This window comes from Enterococcus sp. 1001283B150225_161107_E12 (genome assembly GCF_015556925.1).
GTDB lineage: Bacteria > Bacillota > Bacilli > Lactobacillales > Enterococcaceae > Enterococcus_B > Enterococcus_B mundtii.
Genome location: NZ_JADNNI010000010.1, coordinates 63,998 through 87,687, shown reverse-complemented (window position 1 = coordinate 87,687; position 23,690 = coordinate 63,998). Strand labels below are relative to the sequence as shown.

General features: G+C 41.2%; 26 protein-coding genes. 25 read left to right on the top strand and 1 reads right to left on the bottom strand.

The window, feature by feature from the left end:
* The first annotated feature begins 143 nt into the window (after positions 1-143).
* The 23 genes from I2F89_RS09385 to I2F89_RS09275 all read left to right on the top strand — a co-directional run bounded on the left by I2F89_RS09385 (position 144) and on the right by I2F89_RS09275 (position 20,503).
* Positions 144-1,268, top strand: a complete 1,125-nt coding sequence (locus I2F89_RS09385) for a 1-propanol dehydrogenase PduQ (protein WP_195514249.1) — start codon at positions 144-146, stop codon at positions 1,266-1,268.
* Positions 1,269-1,427: 159 nt separating this feature from the next.
* Positions 1,428-1,775, top strand: coding sequence for an ethanolamine utilization microcompartment protein EutS (gene eutS, locus I2F89_RS09380; protein ID WP_023520162.1), 348 nt, complete (start codon positions 1,428-1,430; stop codon positions 1,773-1,775).
* Between the two features lie 26 nt (positions 1,776-1,801).
* Positions 1,802-2,374, top strand: coding sequence for an ANTAR domain-containing response regulator (locus tag I2F89_RS09375; RefSeq protein ID WP_195514248.1), 573 nt, complete (start codon positions 1,802-1,804; stop codon positions 2,372-2,374).
* Positions 2,374-3,801, top strand: coding sequence for a sensor histidine kinase (locus I2F89_RS09370; RefSeq protein ID WP_195514247.1), 1,428 nt, complete (start codon positions 2,374-2,376; stop codon positions 3,799-3,801). Before I2F89_RS09375 ends, I2F89_RS09370 begins: the two co-directional genes overlap by 1 nt.
* An 82-nt stretch (positions 3,802-3,883) precedes the next feature.
* Entirely contained in the window at positions 3,884-5,308 is a 1,425-nt protein-coding gene (gene eutA, locus I2F89_RS09365) for an ethanolamine ammonia-lyase reactivating factor EutA (RefSeq protein ID WP_195514246.1), read from the top strand.
* A 16-nt stretch (positions 5,309-5,324) separates the two neighbouring features.
* A complete protein-coding gene (locus I2F89_RS09360; RefSeq protein ID WP_115358150.1) occupies positions 5,325-6,689 on the top strand; it encodes an ethanolamine ammonia-lyase subunit EutB in 1,365 nt (454 codons plus the stop codon).
* An 18-nt stretch (positions 6,690-6,707) separates the two neighbouring features.
* Entirely contained in the window at positions 6,708-7,625 is a 918-nt protein-coding gene (gene eutC, locus I2F89_RS09355; RefSeq protein ID WP_074799826.1) for an ethanolamine ammonia-lyase subunit EutC, read from the top strand.
* Positions 7,626-7,639: 14 nt separating this feature from the next.
* The gene (gene eutL / locus I2F89_RS09350; RefSeq protein ID WP_071867214.1) at positions 7,640-8,293 is read left to right on the top strand and encodes an ethanolamine utilization microcompartment protein EutL; all 654 of its coding nucleotides are present in this window, start codon (positions 7,640-7,642) and stop codon (positions 8,291-8,293) included.
* A 13-nt stretch (positions 8,294-8,306) separates the two neighbouring features.
* Complete coding sequence (locus tag I2F89_RS09345) at positions 8,307-8,846, top strand: BMC domain-containing protein (protein WP_074799828.1); 540 nt, start codon at positions 8,307-8,309, stop codon at positions 8,844-8,846.
* Positions 8,836-10,311, top strand: a complete 1,476-nt coding sequence (locus I2F89_RS09340) for an acetaldehyde dehydrogenase (acetylating) (protein WP_086335049.1) — start codon at positions 8,836-8,838, stop codon at positions 10,309-10,311. Before I2F89_RS09345 ends, I2F89_RS09340 begins: the two co-directional genes overlap by 11 nt.
* Before the next feature lie 48 nt (positions 10,312-10,359).
* Positions 10,360-10,644 (top strand): BMC domain-containing protein, encoded by a 285-nt coding sequence (locus I2F89_RS09335; RefSeq protein ID WP_010734677.1) that lies wholly within the window; start codon positions 10,360-10,362, stop codon positions 10,642-10,644.
* Between the two features lie 136 nt (positions 10,645-10,780).
* Positions 10,781-11,359 (top strand): hypothetical protein, encoded by a 579-nt coding sequence (locus tag I2F89_RS09330; RefSeq protein WP_074799833.1) that lies wholly within the window; start codon positions 10,781-10,783, stop codon positions 11,357-11,359.
* Between the two features lie 3 nt (positions 11,360-11,362).
* Positions 11,363-11,995 (top strand): ethanolamine utilization phosphate acetyltransferase EutD, encoded by a 633-nt coding sequence (eutD, locus tag I2F89_RS09325; RefSeq protein WP_071867210.1) that lies wholly within the window; start codon positions 11,363-11,365, stop codon positions 11,993-11,995.
* Positions 11,996-12,007: 12 nt separating this feature from the next.
* A complete protein-coding gene (locus I2F89_RS09320) occupies positions 12,008-12,616 on the top strand; it encodes a hypothetical protein (RefSeq protein ID WP_195514245.1) in 609 nt (202 codons plus the stop codon).
* A gap of 13 nt (positions 12,617-12,629) precedes the next feature.
* Entirely contained in the window at positions 12,630-12,890 is a 261-nt protein-coding gene (locus I2F89_RS09315; protein WP_071867208.1) for a EutN/CcmL family microcompartment protein, read from the top strand.
* A 12-nt stretch (positions 12,891-12,902) separates the two neighbouring features.
* Complete coding sequence (gene eutH / locus I2F89_RS09310) at positions 12,903-14,045, top strand: ethanolamine utilization protein EutH (protein ID WP_142433112.1); 1,143 nt, start codon at positions 12,903-12,905, stop codon at positions 14,043-14,045.
* A gap of 13 nt (positions 14,046-14,058) precedes the next feature.
* Positions 14,059-14,502, top strand: coding sequence for a cupin domain-containing protein (locus I2F89_RS09305; protein ID WP_195514244.1), 444 nt, complete (start codon positions 14,059-14,061; stop codon positions 14,500-14,502).
* Positions 14,503-14,893: 391 nt separating this feature from the next.
* Positions 14,894-15,778, top strand: coding sequence for a diacylglycerol/lipid kinase family protein (locus I2F89_RS09300; RefSeq protein ID WP_086335045.1), 885 nt, complete (start codon positions 14,894-14,896; stop codon positions 15,776-15,778).
* Positions 15,779-16,128: 350 nt separating this feature from the next.
* Complete coding sequence (locus I2F89_RS09295; protein WP_071867229.1) at positions 16,129-17,151, top strand: phosphate/phosphite/phosphonate ABC transporter substrate-binding protein; 1,023 nt, start codon at positions 16,129-16,131, stop codon at positions 17,149-17,151.
* Between the two features lie 19 nt (positions 17,152-17,170).
* Positions 17,171-17,923: a phosphonate ABC transporter ATP-binding protein gene (gene phnC, locus I2F89_RS09290; protein WP_071867204.1), complete on the top strand. Its 753-nt coding sequence runs from the start codon at positions 17,171-17,173 to the stop codon at positions 17,921-17,923.
* Between the two features lie 11 nt (positions 17,924-17,934).
* Positions 17,935-18,732 carry an ABC transporter permease subunit gene (locus I2F89_RS09285; protein ID WP_195514243.1) on the top strand — a complete coding sequence of 266 codons (798 nt, stop codon included), beginning with the start codon at positions 17,935-17,937 and terminating at the stop codon, positions 18,730-18,732.
* 1 nt (position 18,733) lies between these two features.
* Complete coding sequence (locus I2F89_RS09280; protein WP_195514242.1) at positions 18,734-19,624, top strand: PhnE/PtxC family ABC transporter permease; 891 nt, start codon at positions 18,734-18,736, stop codon at positions 19,622-19,624.
* A gap of 42 nt (positions 19,625-19,666) precedes the next feature.
* The gene (locus tag I2F89_RS09275) at positions 19,667-20,503 is read left to right on the top strand and encodes a PHP domain-containing protein (protein ID WP_195514241.1); all 837 of its coding nucleotides are present in this window, start codon (positions 19,667-19,669) and stop codon (positions 20,501-20,503) included.
* A gap of 308 nt (positions 20,504-20,811) precedes the next feature.
* Here I2F89_RS09275 and I2F89_RS09270 read toward each other — a convergent pair whose 3' ends face one another.
* Entirely contained in the window at positions 20,812-21,501 is a 690-nt protein-coding gene (locus I2F89_RS09270) for an N-acetylmannosamine-6-phosphate 2-epimerase (RefSeq protein WP_195514240.1), read from the bottom strand.
* A gap of 240 nt (positions 21,502-21,741) precedes the next feature.
* Here I2F89_RS09270 and I2F89_RS09265 point away from each other — a divergent pair, with 240 nt between their 5' ends.
* Both I2F89_RS09265 and I2F89_RS09260 read left to right on the top strand, forming a co-directional pair.
* Positions 21,742-22,935, top strand: a complete 1,194-nt coding sequence (locus tag I2F89_RS09265; RefSeq protein ID WP_195514239.1) for an MFS transporter — start codon at positions 21,742-21,744, stop codon at positions 22,933-22,935.
* Positions 22,936-23,332: 397 nt separating this feature from the next.
* Complete coding sequence (locus tag I2F89_RS09260; RefSeq protein WP_074799850.1) at positions 23,333-23,665, top strand: nucleotide pyrophosphohydrolase; 333 nt, start codon at positions 23,333-23,335, stop codon at positions 23,663-23,665.
* Positions 23,666-23,690 lie beyond the last annotated feature (25 nt).

Below are 23,690 nucleotides of genomic sequence, written 5' to 3'. Positions count from 1 at the left end.
CATGTGTTGATTAATAATTACAGAATAGACACCATACACTGTTGTATGGATTGTAAAAGAAGCAAAGGGGCTTCAGACAAATGGATCTTTTGATTTCCATTGGTTTGAAGTCTCTTTTATTTTGTTTTCAAGGAGGAATGTTCGTGGAAAGTATACAATTCTCGACACAGATCATTTTGGGGGAAGATGCGTTACAAAGTCTTGAGAATGTTAAAGATAAGCGTGTTTTCATCGTTACTGATCCCTTTATGGTAGAAAATGGCATGGTAGAAAAAGTCACAACTTATTTAAATCAGTATCACGTATTTAGTGATATTGTTCCTGATCCACCACTTGATAAAATCGTTTCAGGCATCAAAGAAATGGAAAGTTTTCAAAGTGAAATCATCGTGGCAATAGGTGGCGGTTCAGCCATCGATGCAGCGAAAGCAATGAAATATTTTGGGCAAAAGACAATGGGTCTCTTGACTGCACAATTTATTGCAATCCCAACAACCAGTGGGACAGGGTCTGAGGTGACAAACTTCTCAGTGATCACGATCAGTGAATTGGGGTTGAAAATCCCTTTAGTAACAGAAGAGATCCAACCGGATATTGCGATATTAGATACCGGATTAGTCATGAGTGTTCCACCTAAAATCACTGCTGATACAGGAATGGATGTGCTGACCCACGTCATTGAATCCTATGTTTCCACAGAAGCGAATGGAGTAGCAGATGCCTTATGTGAGAAAGTGGTTGCGTTAGTTTTTGAATATTTAGAACGAGCCTACAAAAATGGCCAAGATAAAGAAGCGAGAGAGCAAATGCACGTAGCTTCTTGTATGGCAGGGATGGCATTCAATTCGACTTCACTAGGACTAAATCATGGAATCGCTCATGCGGCTGGCGCTCGTTTACATGTCCCACATGGACGGATCAATGGGATCTTACTGCCAGAAGTGATTGCTTACAATAGTGGTTTAGGAAATGGCCAAGTGACCGAAATCAAAGTGGCTGAACGATACGCGGCATTAGCAAACTGCATAAGCAATACGCAAACAAAAAATCCTCGTTTAGGTGTGCAGAATTTAATTCGTATGATCAAACAGCTACGAGAAAAATTAGAGATGCCAGCGACGTTGAGTGAATACGGTTTGTCTTCAAAAGAAGTATTAGTACAAGAAGAAGCGATTGCCACCGCTGCCTTAGCAGATGGTTGCACGAGAACGAATCCTCGTAAAGCAGATGAAAAAGGCGTTAGAGCAATATTAAAAGCCATTTTATAAAGATTGACATCGTGAAAAGGTTAACATATAATGAATGAGCACAACGGAGTGCTTCAAAATTTAAGAGCAATGGGGCCCTTAATAACAAGCGTAAAGTGAATACTTTATGGCTTATTATTGAGGATTTTTTATTGCTTAAAATGAAGGAGCGAGTCTTGTTTGGAAGAAAAACAACGAATGATCCAAGAATACGTCCCAGGAAAACAAGTCACTTTAGCCCACATCATTGCGAGTCCCGACAAGGAAGTCTACACAAAATTAGGATTACCAGCAGGCACAAGCAATGCGTTAGGGATTTTGACGATTACGCCAAGTGAAGCCGCAATCATTGCTGTGGATATTGCAACGAAAAGTGGTGACATTACGATTGGTTTTATCGATCGTTTCTCTGGTTCAGTAGTTATTTCTGGCGACGTGAGTTCTGTTGAAGCAGCATTACATGCTGTATTGGATGGACTCAAACAGATTTTGCAATTCTCTGTGACGTGTGAAATTACAAGAACTTAGTTCGGGGGAGACAAAGCGTATTGAATATGAAGGGCAGAATTGTGATAGTAGACGATGAACCAATCACACGATTGGACACTCGAGATATTCTACTGGAAGCTGGTTATGAAGTTGTTGGGGAAGCCGCAGATGGATTTGAAGCAATCGAAGTTTGTAAAGAGACTAAGCCGGATCTTGTATTGATGGATATCCAAATGCCGATTTTAGATGGTCTAAAGTCCGGTAAAAAAATCATCCAAGATCAGTTAGCAGGGAGTGTCGTGTTTCTTTCTGCTTACAGTGATCATGAGAATACGGAGAAAGCGAAGAAATTAGGAGCAATCGGTTATCTGGTAAAACCATTAGATGCAAAATCATTGATCCCAACCATTGAAATGGGGATCGCCAGAGGGAAAGAAACCCAAAACTTGCTACAGCAGATCGACAAACTACAGTTGAAACTGGAAGAACGAAAAGTTGTGGAGAAGGCAAAAGGGATCTTAGCAAAAGAAAATAATATTTCTGAAGAAGAAGCTTACCAGATGTTACGTACATTAAGTATGAACAAACGCGCACGGATGAGTGACATCGCAGAATTGATTATTATGGATGATGAATAATGGAACGAATCAATACATTATGTCAGCGTTATACCAACCTAACCCAGTCAGATATCCAAGAGCTTTGTCGGACGAGTGCTTATTTAGCAGAGTCTAAGCATTATGAGATGGCAGATGTGTTCATCGATGTCTTTAATGAAATGACCAAAGAAGCATTAGTTGTCTATCATAAGAAGCCAAAACATATCCCCTCATTATATAAATATGAAGTTGTCGGAAAAGAAGCGTTACTAAAAAATGAACCTGGCGTCTTACGGACGATGGAAACAAGCTTGAATAGCATTGGGTTGTTAGCAGTCACGCAAGAAAATCGCTTGATCAAGCAAAACATTTTTCCGATTCGCAATGAACAAAGAACGATCGGTGTGATCATCGTAGAAGAGGGAGTCGAGCAACCGATTGGGGTAGTTGAACGACAAGAACTACAGTCAAACGAGCAAGGGACAATAGCGATCGAATCCACATTCGATCCTTTGATCATGGACCAGCTAGCCGAAGCGGTCTTGATTTTTGATACGACCACAGGAAATCTGGTCTTGGCGAATCATCGGGCCAAAGAATTATACCGAAAACTAGGCTATCGCGAAATGATCAATGATTTACACTATGACAATCTCTCTCTTGATTATACAACGTTCGAATATGTTCTTTATCAGATGAACGATCAGACCGAAAATCGGTTGATCGAATTAGAGACCGCGTATTTAAATTATTACTTTAATATTCGAAAAGTTTGGATTGATGCAGGATCGAGAGTAGCAATGATTATTCAAGATAATACAGAAGTGAAAAAGAAAGAAGATGAAATCGTCTCAAAATCGGTAGCGATCCGCGAGATCCATCACCGTGTCAAAAATAATTTACAGTCCGTCGTTTCATTATTGAGGATCCAAGCACGCCGTACCACTAGCAAAGAGGCTAGTAAAGTACTAAAAGAAAGTGTGAACCGGATCATGGCAATCGCGATGACTCATGAATTATTGTCGAAGCAAGTGGAAGATAATGTTTCCTTGCGACAAATGCTTGAAGCAGTGATGTACAATTTCCGCCATATTTTCAATCCGGAGAAAGTCCGCTTGACTCTAACGGTTGATCCGACGATCACTGTTTCTAGCGACCAAATGGTTTCCATTTCCTTAGTCGTCAACGAGTTACTCCAAAATATCTTTGACCATGCCTTTGAGGCAGATCAACATGGCATAGTTGAAGTCAGAGGAGAAATCGAAAATAAAGTCATTACGATCACTGTTACAGATGACGGCAATGGCTATGATGTCAACCGAAACAAAGAGACCAGTTTAGGTTTGATGATCGTGAATAGCTATATCAAAGATAAGCTAAAAGGGAAAGTGAAAATTGAATCATCCAATAAAGGAACAAAAACTTGTTTCTATTTTGAACAGAACACCAAAGATGTTGTTCGGTGAAAAAGCAACGATGCTTAAAGATGCGTAGAAGAAATTCTAGGCTGTCTTTAAGCATTTTTTGTTTGTAGAAAGGAGAAAAAAGATGGCAAAAGAAAAAATTCTTACTGTAGGGATCGATTTAGGTACTTCAACGACCCAGCTTGTTTTGTCGGAGCTGACGATCGAAAATTTCGCCTCTGCGTTTTCCGTTCCGCGGATCACGATCTCAGATAAGGAAGTGATCTACCGTAGTGAAATCATCTTCACTCCTTTGATCAATCAGACAATGATTGATGATGAAGCAATCAAAGCGTTTGTTTCCCGACAATATCAACAAGCAGGAATCGAGAAGCAACAAATCCAAATGGGCGCGGTGATCATCACCGGTGAAACAGCTCGTAAAGCCAATGCGAGCAAAGTATTACAAGCGTTGAGTGGTTTTGCTGGGGATTTCGTGGTCGCGACAGCTGGCCCAGATCTTGAAAGTATCATTGCCGGAAAAGGGGCAGGCGCGCAAGAGTATTCGACAAAGCGTCATGCTTCGGTCGTCAACATCGATATCGGCGGTGGCACGAGTAACTTAGTCGTCTTCACTGATGGGGAAATCAATGATACCGCATGTTTTGATATCGGCGGTCGACTGATCAAGGTCGATCAAGCAGGGATTATTTCGTATATTTCACCAAAGATCACAGAAATGATCGAGCAGTTGAGATTGCCGTTAAAAGTTGGAACAAAAGCTTCTGTTCCCGCCATCCAACCAGTGATTGATGAGTTAGTAAAAGTTTTGGCGAATAGCGTGGGGATCGGAAAACGAAGTCCATTTTATGAGTTATTCATTACGAACCGAGGGTTACGGCTAGATGGCGAACTACCAATCGTCACTTTTTCTGGTGGTGTAGCGGATTGCTTGATCGAAGAAGTGACAGATATGTTCAAGTATGGGGATATCGGTCTGTTATTAGGTACGGCTTTACGAAAATCGCAAATTTTCGCTGAAAAAGAAGTCTTACAAAGTAACGAAACGATTCGGGCAACGGTGGTCGGGGCAGGTTCCCATACCGCTGATATTAGTGGCAGTACGATCGCTTATCATGAGCAGATCCTGCCAATCAAAAATATTCCGATCTTGAAAGTTTCCCAAGAAGATGAGTCCTTGCCTGCGGAAGCAATGAGTGAGCGCATCAATGAAAAGCTGGCTTGGCATCGGTTGGAAGAAACACCACAAATCGCTTTAGCGATGAAGGGGATCGTGAACCCGACGTTTGCGGATGTCCAACGATATGCGGAAGGTATCGTTCGAGGGTTATCTGCCTTGATCACTGAAAATATTCCACTCGTCATCATGGTGGACGAAGACATGGCAAAAGCATTAGGTCATGCCTTACATGCGTATTTACCGGGGAATTATCCGTTCATCTGCATTGATTCCGTCAAAGTAGAAAATGGGGATTACATCGATATTGGTCAACCTGTCGCCGAAGGTGCAGTGTTACCAGTAGTTGTCAAAACATTAGTATTTAATTAAGGGAGCGACAAGAAAAATGATTTTAAAAACAAAATTATTTGGCAAAACCTATCAGTTTTCTTCAGTCAAAGAAGTGTTGGCTAAAGCAAATGAAGAAAAATCAGGAGATAAATTAGCGGGTGTGGCAGCAACTTCTGCGGAAGAACGTGTAGCAGCAAAAGTCGTGTTATCGCATCTGACTTTAAACGATTTATTCAACCATCCAGTGGTTGATTATGAGGAAGATGAAGTCACACGTATCATCATCGACCAAGTCAACATGCGTATTTTCGGCATGATCAAACATTGGACAGTTGCCGAATTAAGAGAATATATCCTTTCAGACAAAACAGGAGATTTTGAAATCAAATATATCTCTCGTGGATTGACTGCGGAAATGATTGCGGCAGTCTGCAAATTGATGTCAAATATGGACTTGATCGTAGGCGCAAAAAAAATCCACATTGAAAAAACAGCCAACACAACAATCGGTCGCGCAGGTACTTTCTCCAATCGTCTACAACCCAATCACCCAACAGATGACGTAGACGGGATCATGGCTTCTGTAATGGAAGGATTATCGTACGGGGCCGGCGATGCACTGATCGGATTGAATCCAGTGGATGATTCGACAGAAAGCGTGAAACGTTGTTTAGATAAATTTGAAGAATTTCGCAGCGAATGGGAGATCCCAACACAAACCTGTGTCTTGGCTCACGTGACGACCCAGATGGAAGCCATGCGTCAAGGCGCACCGACTGGTTTAGTTTTTCAATCCATTGCTGGATCAGAAAAAGGAAACACTGCGTTTGGTTTGAATGCGGACATGTTAGCTGAAGCGCAAGCATTAGCATTGAGCAGTGGTCAAGCAGCTGGACCGAACGTGATGTATTTTGAAACTGGTCAAGGTTCTGAGTTATCATCTGAAGCTCATTTTGGTGCAGACCAAGTAACGATGGAAGCACGTTGCTATGGCTTAGCGAAGAAATTTGATCCATTCCTTGTGAATACTGTTGTCGGTTTTATTGGACCAGAATACTTGTATGATTCAAAACAAGTCATTCGTGCAGGTTTAGAAGATCACTTCATGGGTAAACTAACAGGTTTATCAATGGGTTGTGACGTATGTTATACAAATCACATGAAAGCAGATCAAAACGATATGGAAAACTTAGCTGTGTTACTAACATCAGCTGGTTGTACGTATATCATGGGTATTCCTCATGGGGATGATGTGATGTTGAACTATCAAACGACAGGTTTCCATGAAACAGCAACCGTCCGTGAATTGTTCGGTTTACGTCCAATCAAAGAATTTGAAGGTTGGATGGAGAAAATGGGCTTGATGGAAAATGGGAAATTAACAAGCCTAGCCGGCGATGCTTCAGTATTTATCAAATAAGTGGGGTGCAAGAAAAAAATGAACGAACAACAATTGAAAGAAATGATCACTTCCATGCTAAGTGAGATGGTAGCCGGTGAAAAACCAACAGAACAATCAACAGAACTACCAAAAACACCAGCCACAACAACCAATACGATGACAACAACCATGCCAGTAGTAGAAGAAGGCATGATCGACGACATCACAGAGGTAGATCTACGTAAACAGCTTTTGGTCAAAGATGCAAAAGATGAAACAGGATACTTGCGCATGAAGGCATTTACACCTGCTCGTATTGGAGTGGGACGTACAGGCACTCGCTATATGACTGATTCTACCTTACGTTTCCGTGCGGACCATGCAGCAGCACAAGATGCTGTATTCTCTGATGTTGATCCACAATTGATTGAGGAAATGGGCTTCATTTCAACACAAACGATTTGTAAAACAAAAGACGAATACTTGACTCGTCCAGATTTTGGTCGTCAATTTGACGAAGAAAATAGCACAAAAATCAAACAACAAACGACAGCAAAAGCCAAAGTGCAGATCGTTGTTGGGGATGGATTAAGTTCTGCGGCTATCGGAGCAAATATCAAAGAAGTACTACCAGCAATCAAACAAGGGTTGAAAATGTATGGCCTAGATTTTGATCAAGTCGTATTCGTCAAATATTGTCGTGTACCATCAATGGATCAAATCGGCGAGATCACTGATGCAGAAGTAGTATGTCTATTAGTTGGTGAACGTCCTGGACTTGTAACAGCAGAATCGATGAGTGCGTATGTTGCTTACCGTCCGACTGTCGGAATGCCGGAAGCTCGTCGTACAGTGATCTCAAACATCCATAAGGGTGGGACACCAGCGGTTGAAGCCGGTGCATATATCGCTGAATTGATCAAAAAAATGCTAGATAAGAAAAAATCTGGGATTGAATTGAAAGAAGCCGAATAGGAGGAGAATCATCAATGAAAAATGACCGTTTAGGCGCAAACGTCTTGAGTGTTCAAGTCATTCCTAATGTAGATGCTGCGTTAGCAGAGCAATTGGGTTTGACACCAGGGATGCGCTCATTAGGTATCGTGACATCAGATTGTGATGATGTGACTTATGTGGCTTTAGATGAAGCAACAAAGGCGGCGGAAGTAGAAGTTGTTTATGCGAAAAGTATGTACGCAGGAGCAGCGAATGCTTCTACAAAACTTGCGGGTGAAGTGATCGGGATCATTGCTGGACCTAGTCCGGCTGAGATCACCAGTGGACTATCTGTCGTGACACAAGTCATTGAACAAGAAGCAAGCTTTATCAGTGCAAATGACGATGACAGCATCGTGTACTTTGCCCATGTGGTTTCTCGTTCTGGAAGATACTTATCAAAAGAAGCGAACATTCGTGAAGGCGAAGCAATTGCTTACTTGATCGCGCCACCTTTAGAAGCGATGGTTGCACTAGATGCAGCATTGAAAGCGGCGGATGTTGAAATCTGCAGTTTCTTTGGACCACCATCTGAAACAAACTTTGGTGGGGCGCTTTTAACGGGTAGTCAATCAGCATGTAAAGCAGCTTGTACAGCTTTTGAACAAGTCGTTCAACGGATCGCAGAAAATCCGTTAAGTTACTAAGGGAGTGTCACGAATGAATGCGATTGGTATGATCGAAGTTCGCGGATTTTTAGGCGCTGTCAGTGTCAGCGATGCTGCGTTAAAATCCGCAGATGTGACCTTGTTGAATGCGGAGATCATCAAAGGTGGACTAACCACTGTCCAACTAAGTGGTGATGTTGCTGCTGTCAATGCAGCAGTCGATGCAGGGGTAGTCGTAGCGAAGGCATTGAACTGTCTGATTTCACATCATGTGATTTCACGGGTGGATGAACAGACGCACATCCTTTTTCAACAACCGAAAACAGAAGAACGTGTCACTGAAGTAACACCTGATCGTTTAGAAGAACCAGCCGAGCCGACAAAAGTCGAAACGAAGGTTGAAGCCACGCAGATCAGTGAAACAAACGATCGTCGGGCAGAGCTACAAGCAAAACGTGTGGCTGAGTTACGAAAAGAAGCTTACAAATTGAATGTGAAACAATTAAAACCATCAGAAATCAAATCTGCAAGCAAACAAGCATTAGTAGAGGCGATCATGGCAGAAATTAAAGGAGTGACCCATCGTGGATAAAGATTTACGCTCGATTCAAGAAACCCGAGATTTGATCGCAGCTGCAAAGAAGGCACAACAAGTGTTAGAAACATTTTCGCAAACGCAGATTGATCAAATCGTCAAAGCCGTTTCAGACGCTACATTTTCACAACGTGAACGTCTAGCAAAAATGGCGAATGAAGAAACTGGCTTCGGTATCTATGAAGACAAAATCATCAAAAATGCTTTTGCTTCAAAAATCGTTTATGAAGAATTCAAACATACGAAAACAGTGGGCGTCATCAATGAAGACCCACAGAAAAAGGTAACGGAGATTGCCGTACCTGTTGGGGTAGTTGCTGGGTTGATCCCATCGACAAACCCAACTTCAACAGTGATCTACAAAGCCTTGATCGCATTGAAAGCTGCGAATAGTATCGTCTTCTCCCCACATCCAAACGCCTTACAATCGATCCAAGCGACCGTGGAGATCATTCGTTCAGCGATTGAATCTGCGGGGGGACCAAAAGAGAGTGTGTCAGTGATCACGACACCAACAATGCAAGCAACAAAAGAATTGATGACCCACAAAGATACGAACTTGATCTTAGCCACTGGTGGCAATGCGATGGTCAAAGCGGCGTATTCTTCAGGAACACCGGCGATCGGCGTAGGTCCAGGAAATGGTCCAGCATATATTGAACGTAGCGCATTGATCCCAATGGCGGTGAAACGGATCATGGATTCTAAAACATTTGATAACGGAACGATCTGTGCATCTGAACAGTCCATCATCGTAGAAAAAGTCAATCGTGAAGCAGTCAAAGCTGAATTGATCAAACAAGGTGCTTACTTCTTGAGTCCAGACGAAGCAGATAAATTATCTCGCTTTATCTTACGACCTAACGGCACGATGAACCCACAAATCGTGGGACGTTCGGTTCGTCATATCGCTTCATTAGTTGGCTTGAATATTCCATTTGATCGTCGTCTGATCGTGGCAGAAGAAAGCAACGTTGGGATCAAGTATCCATTCTCAAGAGAAAAATTAGCACCGATCATTGCTTTTTACACGGTAGAAAACTGGCAAGAAGCTTGTGATCTATCTGTTGAGATCTTAAAAGGTGAAGGTGCAGGACACACGATGTGTATCCATACTGAAAACAAAGAAGTCGTCCGTGAATTTGGCTTAAGAAAACCAGTTTCTCGTCTGTTGATCAACACCGCAGGTTCATTAGGAGGAATCGGCGCTTCAACTGGCTTAGTACCAGCTTTGACACTAGGCTGTGGCGCCGTTGGTGGAAGTTCGACATCTGACAATATCGGAGTAGAAAACCTATTCAATGTTCGTCGTGTCGCTTACGGTATCACTGATCTAGCGGACATCCGTCAAGAATTTGGCGCTGGCGCTCAAATGCCAGTCCAAGAAACAAACAACCAAGAGGGCAATAAAGATGAGTTGATCGATACACTCGTTGCCCAAGTATTAGCTCGATTACAATAATATGTAATATATATTAATTGAAAACACACACAATAGGAGGAAATTATAATGTCAAGTACAAACGCTTTAGGAATGATCGAAACTCGTGGATTAGTAGGTGCTGTTGAAGCAGCAGATGCAATGGTGAAAGCAGCAAACGTAACATTGATCGGCAAAGAACAAGTAGGTGGCGGCTTAGTAACAATCATGGTTCGTGGTGATGTTGGCGCTGTAAAAGCAGCGACAGATGCAGGTGCAGCAGCAGCTGAACGTGTTGGCGAATTATTATCTGTACACGTGATCCCACGTCCTCACACTGAAGTAGATGCGATTTTACCAAAAGTTGCTGAATAATCATCGTAAGAGACGTCTAAAATGAAACAAGAGCCAAATGAACCGAAAATACTCCTTATATTTTTGGCTCATTTGGCTTGTTTCCAAGACGAGATCAATGCTTGGAAATAATCCATTGGAGAAAGGAGAGCGTTAAATGGGTGTGATTACAGAAGACCAGTTACGGCACATGTTTCGGAAGAAAGAAATACAAACAGGAATCACTTTCATTGTGCCAAAGGATTGTCTTTTGACTCCCGCAGCCTCCAGCTATTTACGTGAGCATCATATTCCGCTTATGCGAGAAAAACTCGTTTCTTCTCCAATGGAGAAACCTAAGCAACCGATGTTTGAACAAGAATCGTTGATGCCTAGTGTGCGACGAAAAATTGGCTTAGAAATAAAAAAACTGAAAAATCTACTCTTCTTTCATTTATTGGAAGAAAACGATATTTATGCCGAAGGTTGGTTGTATTTAGAATATCAGCAAAAGTGGTTAGCAAGCTTTAGTCGATTGGATGGGAAAAAGCGCTCAACTCATCCAAAACGACTTTCAGGAATGATGTATCGTTCCTCCTTGCAAAAAAGAACCTTACACTATTCAATCAATGAGATCGAGTATCAAATAGAGAAAATCAGTCAATTGTTAGAAGAAGAACTTCCGACAGATTTAGCTATTTTTATGTTATGGGCAGAAGAATTGCAACGTATGATTCAACTGCCGAAAAATGAGTAGGAGATGAACCGATTGGATCATTTAAATGAAATTATCAATGAAGTGGTACAACGTATCCAGTCACAACAACATTCTTTCGAAGTAGAAGCTTCAGGAAGACACGTGCATTTGAGTCGCAAAGATATCGACGCATTATTTGGTCCAGGATACCAATTGACCAAAGTCAAAGAATTGTCTCAACCCGGTCAGTATGTCTGTAAAGAGCGGATCACTGTCGCAGGTCCCAAAGGCTTATTCCAAAATGTGGTCATTTTAGGCCCAGAACGAGCGGAGTCACAAGTTGAAGTATCCATGACGGATACACGTATTTTAGGCAGTCGCGTGCCTGTCAGAGAAAGTGGCAAAACCGAAGGAACACCAGGCGTTATCTTAATGAACGGTGAGTCAGCTGTTCAATTAGATAAAGGCTTGATCGTGGCAAAGCGCCATATCCATATGACACCAGAAGATGCAAACAAAAACCAAGTAGTGAATGGCCAAACGGTAAAAGTACGTGTGGAAGCAAGTCGTCCGCTGATCTTTGATGATGTGGTTGTCCGTGTCAGTCCAGATTTTGCGACGTATATGCACATTGATTACGATGAAGCAAATGCTTGCGGCTTGAACAAAGGAGATCGTGGTTACATTTGTAAATAGGGAGGGGATTTCGTGAAGGTAAAGGAGATCGAAAAAGTCATTCAGCAAGTCACAGAAATGCTGATGAACCGATTGCCCACAGCTGACTATCAGTTAGCATGGATGGACGAAAAAGCAAGTTATCCTAAAACGTTATTTGCTGAACGATCGATGGTCGATTGGATAGAAACGCAAGATCCAACGAAAAGCGATGGCTTAGTCGTCCAACATGTCAGTTTTCCTCAATTGGCCGCGATTGCTCAGTTGCTAACGACTGATCAAAAAACGGCGAGTATCCTTTCTTTTTTGTTCGCAGGAAAGCCTGTCTTGGTTCTGCAAACAGAGACAGCGAACCATTCGAGCCAAATGAAATATCACCTCAAAAAGAAGGTCAGTGAGCTATCCGAGCAATGTCAACGTTATGGGATGTATTTTTTCGAGGAAGAAAATGCAAGCTATGACTCATTTTTAACGGCTTGCCGAAAAAAGGTGTTAGCAAAAGAGTTGCCAAAACGAAAGTATGTCACAGAGAAGCAATTGATCCAGCGACTACAACAAACGAATGGAATAGATTTAATGGATCAGGAACGGTTGACACCTTTAGCTGAGGAATATGCGCTAAGAAATCGTTTATTCAAATGAGGAGGGATCACAGATGTTATTAGGGAAAGTGACTGGAAGTCTATGGTCGACCAGAAAAGATGAAAAACTAAATGGTTGGAAATTACTGATGGTCGATGTATTAGATGAGAAAGAAACGAAAATCGGGTTTATTGTCGCAGCAGACAATGCCGGTGCCGGTGTCGGTGACAAGGTATTGATCAGCAAAGGACAAGCAGCCAGAATTTCAGCTGGTGATCCAGATACACCTATTGATGCAATGATTGTCGGTGTGATTGATTCAATTGAAGAATAAAGGAGTTTTACGATGAGTATCAATGAAATCATTATGTATATCATGGTTCTTTTTATGGTTATCGGCGGGATCGATAAATGTATCGGGAATAAATTAGGATTAGGGGAACAATTTGAAGAAGGTTTGATGGCGATGGGTTCATTAGCCTTATCAATGGTCGGGATCATCACATTAGCACCTGTTCTTGCAACAGTTCTTAGCCCAATCGTTGTACCTGTATATGAATTCTTAGGAGCAGATCCTTCGATGTTTGCGACGACTTTGTTAGCCAACGATATGGGTGGCTTCGCCTTAGCACAACAAATGGCGCATGACCCACAAGCTGGCTTGTTTGCCGGTGCGATCTTAGGCGCAATGATGGGACCAACTTTAGTGTTCACGATCCCTGTTGCTTTAGGAATCATTGAAAAAGAAGATCAACAATACTTAGCAACAGGTGTGCTGAGCGGAATCATTACGATTCCATTAGGTTTGTTAGCAGGTGGCTTAGTTGCTGGCATGCCAATGAGTATGATTTTACCAAACTTATTGCCGATCGTGATCGTTGCCGCTTTGATCATTGTAGGTCTATGGTTAGCGCCACAAGGAATGATCAAAGGATTCAATGTCTTTGGTAAAGGTGTAGTGATCGTTGCAATTGCTGGCTTGGTCATTGGTGCGATCCAACAATTAGTTGACATCACATTGATTCCAGGAATTGCTCCGGTGACAGAAGGTATCGAAGTAGTGGGTGATATTGCGTTGACATTGGCTGGTGCATTCTGTTTAGTGGCAGTCATCACACGAGTGTTTAACAAACCTTTGATGAAATTAGGAAAAGTTTTAGGTATGAATGAAATTGCAGCTGCCGGCATGGTGGCTACATTAGCAAACAATATCCCGATGTTCCAAATGTTAAAAGACATGGACCGTCGTGGAAAAATCATCAATGTGGCATTTGCAGTCTCGGCTTCATTTATTTTAGGTGATCATTTAGGCTTTACTGCGGGCGTGGCGAAAGAAATGATTTTCCCGATGATGGTTGGAAAGATCGTTGGTGGGATCACTGCGATCTTTGTTGCAGTATTCATGGCGAATCGTTTATTAGGAAAAGAAAAAGAAGTAATCGTAAGTGAGCAAACAACAACGAAACAAGAGCAAACGATCGTAGAATAGGAGCGTGGCGAAAATGGCAGAATTAGATCGTCAAATGATCGAAAACTTAGTACGACAATTAGTGATGGAAAAATTGATGCCGGCAAAACAGGTCGATCCTAGTGGTGTTGCTTCCATTAGACTAGCAGAAATGACAGTGTCTGAAGAAGATCGCCTTGATACAGGAAACCCTGCGGATCGAGTATACACGAAGGATCTCTTTTCATTACAAGAAAGCCCACGTCTTGGTTGCGGCATCATGGAGATGACGGATACGACTTTCGATTGGACGTTAGAATATGATGAAATCTATTATGTGATTTCTGGTCAGCTAGATATACTGATCGATGGACGTAAAGTCTCTGCAAAAGCTGGCGAGGTGATTTTGATTCCGAAAAGTACGAGTATCCAGTTCTCAGTAACTGGGGAAGCACGCTTCATCTATGTCACTTATCCAGCAGATTGGCAATCGCAATAAACAAAGTATTTCGGAAGTACCGGTTATTTGGTTTTAAGGATGATCAAATTTCATGCGCTCAAGTAGCAAAAAAAGATATGTGTGATAATCAATCTAAGTGAGTGTTTATTTTTTATTTCAAATATCGTTACATGAGAGTGCGGAAGAAGGTCAAGAATGTACTAAAGCCGAATAACCGGTGCTTCTGAATGGTTTTGGTTTAATGAGTCAAGTGGCACGTTTGAAGTGGCAGTATTTTTTTCGAATGAATGATCTGAAAAGTGAAGTGGTAAATTCTGTTGATTCAGAGTTTATCGCTTTTTTGTTGCTTTTCCCCATAGCATCATTCCTTAGAATTTTCTTGTTTTATGTTATTGTAAGAGAAAGAACAAACTAGAAAGGAAGAAATCGGATGAAAAAAGCGTTGTTGATCGTTAACCCTAGTTCTGGAGGAGAAAAAGCAAAAGAATATGAAGAAATGGCAGAAAATAAATTGCGTCCCCTTTTTGATGAAGTCCAAGTTTTGCACACTGAAAAAAGTGGCGATGCGACGAATTTTGCTCGTGAAGGGGCGCTGGAAAAAATCGATAGTGTCTTTGCGATGGGCGGTGATGGTACGGTGAATGAAGCTATCAGCGGCTTGGCAGAACAAGCGCATCGTCCAAATTTTGGCTTCTTCCCTTTAGGAACGGTGAATGATCTAGCACGAGCATTGAATATGCCGATTGATCCAGAGGAAGCCATCCAACAATTCTCGATCGAACACACGAAACCGTTAGATATCGGGAAAATCAATGATCAATACTTTATGAACGTCGTTGCCATTGGAACGATTCCAGAAGCAATCAATGACGTTGATCCTGAAAAGAAAACCAAACTAGGAAAGATGGCTTATTTTATTTCTGGCTTCAAACAACTGACGAATACCCAATCCTATACGTTCCATGTGGAAGCTGATGGCGTAGAGGAAGAAATCGAAAGTAGTACACTGTTAATCGGTTTGACGAACTCGGTCGGTGGTTTTGAAACACTCTTGCCAGAAGCAGAAATCAATGATGGCAAGCTTCATTTTGTATATTTAAAAGACCGCTCATTTTTTGATACCTTAAAAGCAGTACCTGATTTGATCAAAGGAGTCGATGCGACGACGGAGAATCTTGCGTATCAGACAGCAGAGAAGTTAGTGATTTCTTTAGTAGACGAAGAAGAACTAGCAACAAATATCGATGGGGATGAAGGGACAAAACTTCCAGTAACGATCCAAGTATTACCATCACATTTATCCGTTTATTGTTAGAATCAAATTAAGCAAAATCAACTAGACCAACTACCTAAAACCATGAATATGAAAGATAAAAGATAGAAAAGGGCGACTCGGTGATGAAACAAATCAACCGAGTCATCCTTTATTTTTTGCGTTTTTTTGTAAATATTGGATGAATTTGTTAAGAGGATTTCTTGAAGGTTTTATTTATTTCAAAAAAAAACGCAGGTATACCAAGGTGTCGGATGATCAAAGAAAAGAGATCTTGTTTTACAAATGATTTACAATCTTCATCTACTCCTATCGTGAAGTCCATTAGAAATTTACATTGAGTCCATAAAATGAAAGATGTACCAAATAAAAAACAAGGGAGTTTACCACACATGTTTTGGAATAAAAGACGATTGAAAGTTATTAGTGCGATGTTTTTCATGACCGGTTTATTTTTATTAGCTGGGTGTAATTCCAATGCTCAAGCAGATGGCGAAAGCCAGAATTCTGCCGAACCAATCAAGATTGCTTTTTATCCCAATGAATCAGCAAGTGAATTTGAACAATCAAGAAATGAGATCCAAACGATCGTATCGGAAGCAACAGGTAGAGATGTCGAGATCGTCATTAGTACAGATTATAATATCGTGATCGAATCGATTGCGAACGGACAAGTAGATTTAGCGTATATGGGACCAGATGGCTATATTGAAGCCAATCGCAAAAATGAAAATGTTCAAGCGATTTTAACAAATTCGGGTGCAAGTGGCACTCTGGAAGATGCTGTTTATTACAGTTTTATTGTCGTCAATGAAGAAGATACAGCGGAGTATCAAGAGGGTGATGGCTATACGTTGGAACCGATTGAAGGCAAAACGTTTTCCTTTGTCTCTAATTCTTCCACTTCTGGGTTTAGAGTACCGAGTCAAGCAATCGTTGACCAATTTGGACTTGGTAGTTCGGATGAATTGATCATTGATGGTGACTTCTTCAATAAAGTACTTTTCGGAGGTTCTCACCAAGGTTCTGCGGTGAACTTACTTAAAGGCGATGCAGACGTAGCGGCATTTATGAACATGGCTCAATATTTTGATGTCGTGGAAGGTGAAGAAAATAAAGCGGGTGTCGTTTACCAAGTAAAAGCAGATGCAGAGGCACCATTTGATACAGTAAGAGGCGAAAAAGTACGTGTGATCCATTCGATCCCAGTGTTAAATGGACCATTTGTTGTCAACAGAGATAATCTGGATGAAGAAACAGTCGATAAAATCACTCAAGCCATGATGAGTGAAGAAGTGACGAATAATGAAGCGATCTTTTCACCAAAAGACTCAGAATCTGTGGGTCTATATCAGAAAGAAGCGGATGAACAATTCGTTGAAGTCACTGATAGTTTCTATGACCCACTTCGCTAAGAAGTAGAAAGGACGAGCCATGCTATTACAAGTAGACTCGATTTCAAAAACCTATAGTAACGGGAAACAAGCGTTAAAGGACATTTCCTTTCAACTAGAAAAAGGAGAATTTGTTTCGATCATCGGACCATCAGGTGCAGGAAAATCCACGATTTTGCGTTGTATCAATCAGTTGATTTCTGCGAATGAAGGGGTTGTTCTCTTTGAAGATGAGGACATGCAACGTCTAAAGAAGAAGCCTTTACGCTTAAAAAGAAGAAGAATCGGTATGATTTTCCAGCATTATAATCTAGTCAGTCGCCTCACAGCTGTTGAAAATGTCCTTCACGGTAGACTTGGATACAAGTCTGCTGTGAAAGGCTCGATTGGTGTCTACAATGAAGAGGAAAAACAGGAAGCCTTCGATTTGCTAGAAAAAGTCGGATTATCAGAGTTTGCTTACACACGTTGTGATGAATTGAGTGGTGGACAAAAGCAACGTGTTGGGATTGCCCGAGCATTGATGCAACGTCCTGCGTTGATCTTATGTGATGAGCCGATCGCCTCCTTAGACCCCAAATCTTCAAAAGTCGTTATGGATTATTTACGGCAAGTGACGAAAGAATTAGATATTGCTTGTCTAGTGAATCTTCACCAAGTAGAAGTTGCGATCGATTATTCCGATCGGATCATTGGCGTGAATAGTGGCAATGTCGTGTTCTCTGGAAACCCAGATGAACTGACAACAAATCAAATCAATCAGATTTATCAGTCTGATGAATTGTTAGTATAGGGAGGGCTTGGATGGATAAAACACTGAATCAAGATCTCTTTCGTAAAAAGAAGCAGTTTTTATTTGTGACACTCTTTAGCTTTGTTGTCGTGTACATTGCCTTTTCACAATTTGTTGGCTTTCAATTTGGTGCAGCTATTGCGGCGATTCCCCAAAGTTTTTTCTGGTTGTTCACCAATTTTATCCCAACGGAAAATTCGATCCAATCTTTGCCATTGATCTTATCTAAATTACTTGAGACGGTTTTGTTGTCGATCACAGCAACGATGACTGCCACAGTATTTTCATTGATTACGGCAATCATTGGTTCAGAGACAACTGGCCTGAATAAGGGAACAAAAACAGTGGTGCGGGTCTTTGCTAGTTTTTTTAGAAATATCCCGATTGTGGTTTGGGCAATGGTCCTACTGTTGAGTTTCAAACAAAATGAATTTACTGGTTATTTAGCCATCACCTTTACAACGTACGGTTACTTGACGCGCTCGTTTATGGAAACGATCGATGAAGTGGCAGGAAGTATCACAGAAGCGATGACGGCGACTGGTGCTTCTTACTTTGCGATCATTTTTCAAGGCGTCTTACCGATGGTCTTTGGTCAGCTGATCAGTTGGATATTGTTCATGATCGAAAACAACATCCGTGATGCAACATTAGTCGGCATATTGACCGGAACGGGGATCGGTTTTCTGTTTGACCTCTATTATAAGAAATTTCGCTACGATATGGCAGGAATGGTCATCTTGATGATCGTCATCATCGTGATCGCACTGGAACTTTCGTCCAATAAAATTAGGAGGATGATTCATTGATATGGCCCAACGACAAAGTGAACTTGAATTAGCGGTGACAGAAACCGTCTTAGCCCAACCGACAAAAATCAGACGAAATGCTAAAAAGAAAATCCGGATTCGCGTGTGGAAAACCTATCGGATCGTCCCTTGGGTCTTGTTTACGCTACTGACTAGTATATCGATCTACACCTTATTCACGATGAATTATGGCGAGGTCGTCTTGCTGGATGCGACGCGACAATTTTTTACAGACTTGCAACGGATTTTTCTCCAGCCAAGACTCTCAGGACGTTTTCCCTTTGAAGCATTGCTTCAAGCATTAGGTATGACTATAGGTTTAGCAGTGATCACCACATTGCTTGGTGGAGTGACAGCTTTCCTGATGGCATTGTTTACAGCAAGGAATATCAGCCAGCCGGGCATATCAAATGCGATTCGAACAGTAATGTCATTCATCCGTGCGGTGCCAACGATCTTGTGGGTCATGATTTTCTCGATCTTGATTGGATTGGGTGCGAATGCGGCAATCATTGGCATGTCTTTTCACACGATTGCTTACCTCACAAAGGTCTTTTCTGAGAGTATTGAAGAAATCGATTCTGGTGTGATCGAAGCATTGCGTGCGTGTGGGGCAAGTTGGTGGCAGGTGGTGTTCCAAGCAATTTTACCTTCTTGTATGACCTCTTTGCTTTCTTGGTTGTTCATCCGTTTTGAGATCAACTTTACCAATGCGATTGCCGTAGGTGCCGCCGCAGGAGCGGGTGGTTTAGGGTTCCAACTTGCGATGACAAGTAGTTTTTATTTTGATTTTCATGAGATCGGCGTATTAGTGTATATGATTTTAGCAGTAGTTGCGATTTTAGAAGTCGTGGCGATCAGACTACGAAAAAAATATATCATTCACGCTTGATTGAGATGAAATTGACTGGAAAAAAGGAGAGGAGAACGTCGAGTGAAAGCAGATTTGCACGTCCATAGTTACTTTTCAGATGGTAGCAGTTCACCAGAAGAACTACTCAAATTAGCATTGAAGCATCACATGAATATCCTGTCCGTCGTAGATCAAGATACCTCGGCGGGATTAGCTCATATAAGACAGGTCTTCGCTCCTTCCCCAATCAATTTTATTGAAGGCATCGAAGTGACCGCTTATGATTTCAAACGCCGGCAACAGGTACATATCTTAGGGTATAATCTACTGAATTATCAGTATATCGAACAGTTATGTGAACCGTTGCGTGCGGCGCGAACAAGAAATACCTTACGTCAGTTGAGACGTATCCAAACTGAAGGATTTCGTATCAAAGAAGAGCAGGTGAGACAGTTTGCGAAACAGGCGACCGCTCTTTACAAACAACACATCATGTCTGCGTTGATCAAAGCAGGATATGATACATCGATTGATGGACATCTTTACCGTAAATTATTCAAATATAATGATTTTGGTCAAGAAGAGACAGAAATGATCGATGTCTACGAAGTGATCCAAGCAATCAAGCTCGGTGGCGGGATGTCCGTCGTTGCCCACCCAGGAAAGCTCGACAGTTTCGAGTTGATCCCTGAGCTGGCTTCGTTTGGGATTGATGGTATCGAAAAATATCATCCAGAACATAGTTTGAAAGATCAACGAAAAGTACAGGAATTAGTTGATCGTTTCAATATCCACTGTTTTGGAGGATCTGATTTTAAAGGGAAGAACGGACCAGATTATTTTGGTGAGTGTGCCATGGCTAATGTTCGTGAATTTCCTGACGAGTTATTACTCGATGCACAGATGAAAGCCAACTAAATTTTTTTCTTTTTTAACATATATTTTATTTAGCCCCCCGGCTGAAAAGACGGTCTTTCCATTCGTGCAATCATCCTTGCACGTGTTGAAAGACCGTTTTTGTGTAGGCAAAAAGTATCTAGGGGAGTACGCCATTACTGTCTAAGATAGAATAAACGTCGTTCAAGAAGGGGCACTTCAATAATAAGAGGTTACTTCTGTTCCCGCCGTTTATTCGGTTATAGGTGGGGGGAGGTGAACGAATGTCCCACTCCCTGATCAGCGTGAACCGTTACTTAAAGACAGTGGTTTTTTGTTTTCAAGTGTTGTCAATCTAACGCAGCAACAAATCGTTGAGTGATTTCTTGTGGGCGGGTAATGGCGCCACCAACCACGATACCAGCTACACCTAACGCTTGGATTTCTTTCGCTTGTTGGGGTGTGTGGATCTTTCCTTCTGCAATCACACATACATCGGCTTCAAGAAGTCGTTTGATCAACTGCACATCAGGCCCTTCTGTTTCTTCACTTTCTTCGGTATAGCCGCTTAATGTCGTCCCAACAAAATCGATCCCGGCTTTATAAGCATTGATTCCTTCTTCAAAGGTCGCAATATCTGCCATAAATAATTGATTAGGATATTTCGTTTTGATTTGTTCAATGAATGCGCTGATCGATAAGCCATCGTGTCGTTTACGCAGGGTACAATCAAGTGCAATCACTTCGACGCCAGTGGCGACTAATTCATCCACTTCTTTCATCGTTGCAGTGATAAACGGTTTTTCAGGGGGATAATCCCGTTTGATGATACCAATCATCGGTAAATCAACTTTTTCTTTGATCTCTAAAATATCTCTGACTGAATTTGCCCGAATACCGACTGCGCCAGCTTTCTTTGCAGCTAGTGCAAAATAAGGCATCAAGCCACCTTCTTCTGAATAAAAAACTTCGCCAGGTAATGCTTGGCAAGAAACGATCAATCCATGACTGATTTGTTCTAAAAATTCTTGTTTGTCCATTTGTCAAAAACTCCATTCTGAAAACAATAGTAAGCCATTTCTACCAAGAAATATAGCATCCGCTTTCATGAGTGTAAAGAGAAAGGGCTCTATTCACAGCACCTTCCATTGGAAAAATCATTCGTTTACAAAAGAAGGATCAAAATTTTTTCGCATATACTGAAAAAGTTCTTGATTTTTTCTTGGATTTTGGATATGATTTTAACAATTTAGGGTGATTTAAAGAAAAGGGGAAGAAAAATGACGAAGTATCAACGAAAGGTATTATTATCAACATCAGCGGGTATTGCTTTAGAAAATATGGACATTATGTTTTTAGCTTTTTCATTATCTTCAATGATCGCAACTTTTAATATTAGTGGAACGCAAGCAGGATTGATTGCAACAATCACTAATTTAGGGATGCTCGTTGGAGGTATTTTTTTTGGATTGATGGCGGATAAATACGGGAGAGTCAAAGTATTTTCGCAAACAGTCATTTTGTTCTCGATTGCTTCTTTACTCATGTATTTTGCATCGAATATTTATCTTGTTTATCTGTTTCGTTTTATCGCAGGAATCGGCGCTGGTGGGGAATACGGCGCATGTATGTCTTTGATTTCTGAAAGCTTTTCAAAGAAACAAATCGGGCGTGCATCTTCTGTCGCTGCAATCGGCGCACAAGTTGGTGCAGCTTTGGCAGCCATCTTAGCAGCGGTGATCATTCCTTTGTTTGGCTGGAAAATGCTTTACGTCATCGGTGTCTTGCCGGTCTTGATGGTTTTATTTATTCGAAGAGGGCTAAAAGAACCAGAGGCATTTGAAGAAACAAAAGAAACTGGGAAAAAGACAAAGCTTAGTCATTTGTTCCAAACGAAACACATGGCATGGCAAACGACAGGTCTTAGTCTGATGGTTACTGTACAGATTGCCGGCTACTTCGGATTGATGAATTGGTTGCCTTCAATCATGCAGGCACAATTAGGTCTATCAGTATCGGGGTCCTCTTTATGGATGATCAGCACGATTTTAGGGATGTCATTAGGGATGATGACGTTTGGGATCATCATGGATAAAGTTGGTCCAACCCTCGCATTTGGCCTGTTTCTGATTTGTTCCTCTTTGTCTGTCTTTTTACTCGTACTTGCACATAGTCAATGGAGCTTGATCGCAGCAGCAGTAGTCGTAGGTTACTTCATCAACGGAATGTATGGTGGGTATGGAGCGATCATCAGTAGTTTGTATCCAACAGAGATCCGTGCGACAGCGAATAACTTTATCATGAACCTAGGTCGAGCAGTAGGCGGTTTTTCATCGATCGTGATCGGGTTTCTAATGGACCATTATAGTTTGACGGCTGTTATTCTATTTCTGAGTGGAATTTATTTAATCAGTTTCCTTGTCTTGATGACTTTGTCAGGAGTAAGAGATCTGAAAACAAGTTTACAACAATAGTAAATGGATCAAAGGGATATTCTAACATATGATTAAATTGAGGCTGTGATAGAAGCGTCTTGACCTGAACAGTAAGAAAAAATTGAAAAATAGTTATTCATATTTTACAATTGTCTAACTTATTGTTGAAGGTCAGCTTCTGGAACACCGTTTATTCGATTTTAAAGGGCATAAGATGACTAGTGTCTCAGGCCCATTACATAAAATACGTACCTATGATTTGTAATAGCAAGGCATTGAAGAAACTCAAGTTGTCTTTTATCCTTGATGAAAAAATAATACGCATATTTTCTCCACATAATAAAAAATATAAAACATTATTAAAATAAGTCTAAACTATTTTTACTTTAAACATGGTATGATTAATTTAGCTTGATTTAAAAATAGGAGAAGATCAATGGAAAAAAGCATGGAAAAAATCAATCAATTTAGAGATGATCGCAATTGGCGACAATTTCATAATGAAAAAGATTTAGCAATTTCGATTTCTTTAGAAGCCTCAGAGTTATTAGAGTTATTCCAATGGAAGCAACCAGAAGAAGTCACCACCACTCAGCTTGAACGAATCAAAGAAGAACTAGCAGATGTGTTGATATACTCTTATATGATGGCCGACAATCTAAATTTAGATATCGATACGATCATTGAAGAAAAATTAGAAAAAAACAATCAGAAATACCCAGTAGAAAAAAGTAAAAACAGCAAAGAAAAATATACAGAATTATCATAGGAAGATAAGCGTGGAAGGTGGAAGA

Coding starts and splice junctions, on each gene's coding strand:
- I2F89_RS09300 (WP_086335045.1), top strand. CDS start 14,894: ATGAAAAAAGCGTTGTTGATCGTTAACCCTAGTTCTGGAGGAGAAAAA.
- eutD (WP_071867210.1), top strand. CDS start 11,363: ATGAACCGATTGGATCATTTAAATGAAATTATCAATGAAGTGGTACAA.
- I2F89_RS09370 (WP_195514247.1), top strand. CDS start 2,374: ATGGAACGAATCAATACATTATGTCAGCGTTATACCAACCTAACCCAG.
- eutC (WP_074799826.1), top strand. CDS start 6,708: ATGAACGAACAACAATTGAAAGAAATGATCACTTCCATGCTAAGTGAG.
- I2F89_RS09335 (WP_010734677.1), top strand. CDS start 10,360: ATGTCAAGTACAAACGCTTTAGGAATGATCGAAACTCGTGGATTAGTA.
- I2F89_RS09330 (WP_074799833.1), top strand. CDS start 10,781: ATGGGTGTGATTACAGAAGACCAGTTACGGCACATGTTTCGGAAGAAA.
- phnC (WP_071867204.1), top strand. CDS start 17,171: ATGCTATTACAAGTAGACTCGATTTCAAAAACCTATAGTAACGGGAAA.
- I2F89_RS09280 (WP_195514242.1), top strand. CDS start 18,734: ATGGCCCAACGACAAAGTGAACTTGAATTAGCGGTGACAGAAACCGTC.
- I2F89_RS09265 (WP_195514239.1), top strand. CDS start 21,742: ATGACGAAGTATCAACGAAAGGTATTATTATCAACATCAGCGGGTATT.
- eutH (WP_142433112.1), top strand. CDS start 12,903: ATGAGTATCAATGAAATCATTATGTATATCATGGTTCTTTTTATGGTT.
- I2F89_RS09305 (WP_195514244.1), top strand. CDS start 14,059: ATGGCAGAATTAGATCGTCAAATGATCGAAAACTTAGTACGACAATTA.
- eutA (WP_195514246.1), top strand. CDS start 3,884: ATGGCAAAAGAAAAAATTCTTACTGTAGGGATCGATTTAGGTACTTCA.
- I2F89_RS09315 (WP_071867208.1), top strand. CDS start 12,630: ATGTTATTAGGGAAAGTGACTGGAAGTCTATGGTCGACCAGAAAAGAT.
- I2F89_RS09345 (WP_074799828.1), top strand. CDS start 8,307: ATGAATGCGATTGGTATGATCGAAGTTCGCGGATTTTTAGGCGCTGTC.
- I2F89_RS09360 (WP_115358150.1), top strand. CDS start 5,325: ATGATTTTAAAAACAAAATTATTTGGCAAAACCTATCAGTTTTCTTCA.
- I2F89_RS09295 (WP_071867229.1), top strand. CDS start 16,129: ATGTTTTGGAATAAAAGACGATTGAAAGTTATTAGTGCGATGTTTTTC.
- I2F89_RS09285 (WP_195514243.1), top strand. CDS start 17,935: ATGGATAAAACACTGAATCAAGATCTCTTTCGTAAAAAGAAGCAGTTT.
- eutL (WP_071867214.1), top strand. CDS start 7,640: ATGAAAAATGACCGTTTAGGCGCAAACGTCTTGAGTGTTCAAGTCATT.
- I2F89_RS09260 (WP_074799850.1), top strand. CDS start 23,333: ATGGAAAAAAGCATGGAAAAAATCAATCAATTTAGAGATGATCGCAAT.
- I2F89_RS09375 (WP_195514248.1), top strand. CDS start 1,802: ATGAAGGGCAGAATTGTGATAGTAGACGATGAACCAATCACACGATTG.
- I2F89_RS09270 (WP_195514240.1), bottom strand. CDS start 21,501: ATGGACAAACAAGAATTTTTAGAACAAATCAGTCATGGATTGATCGTT.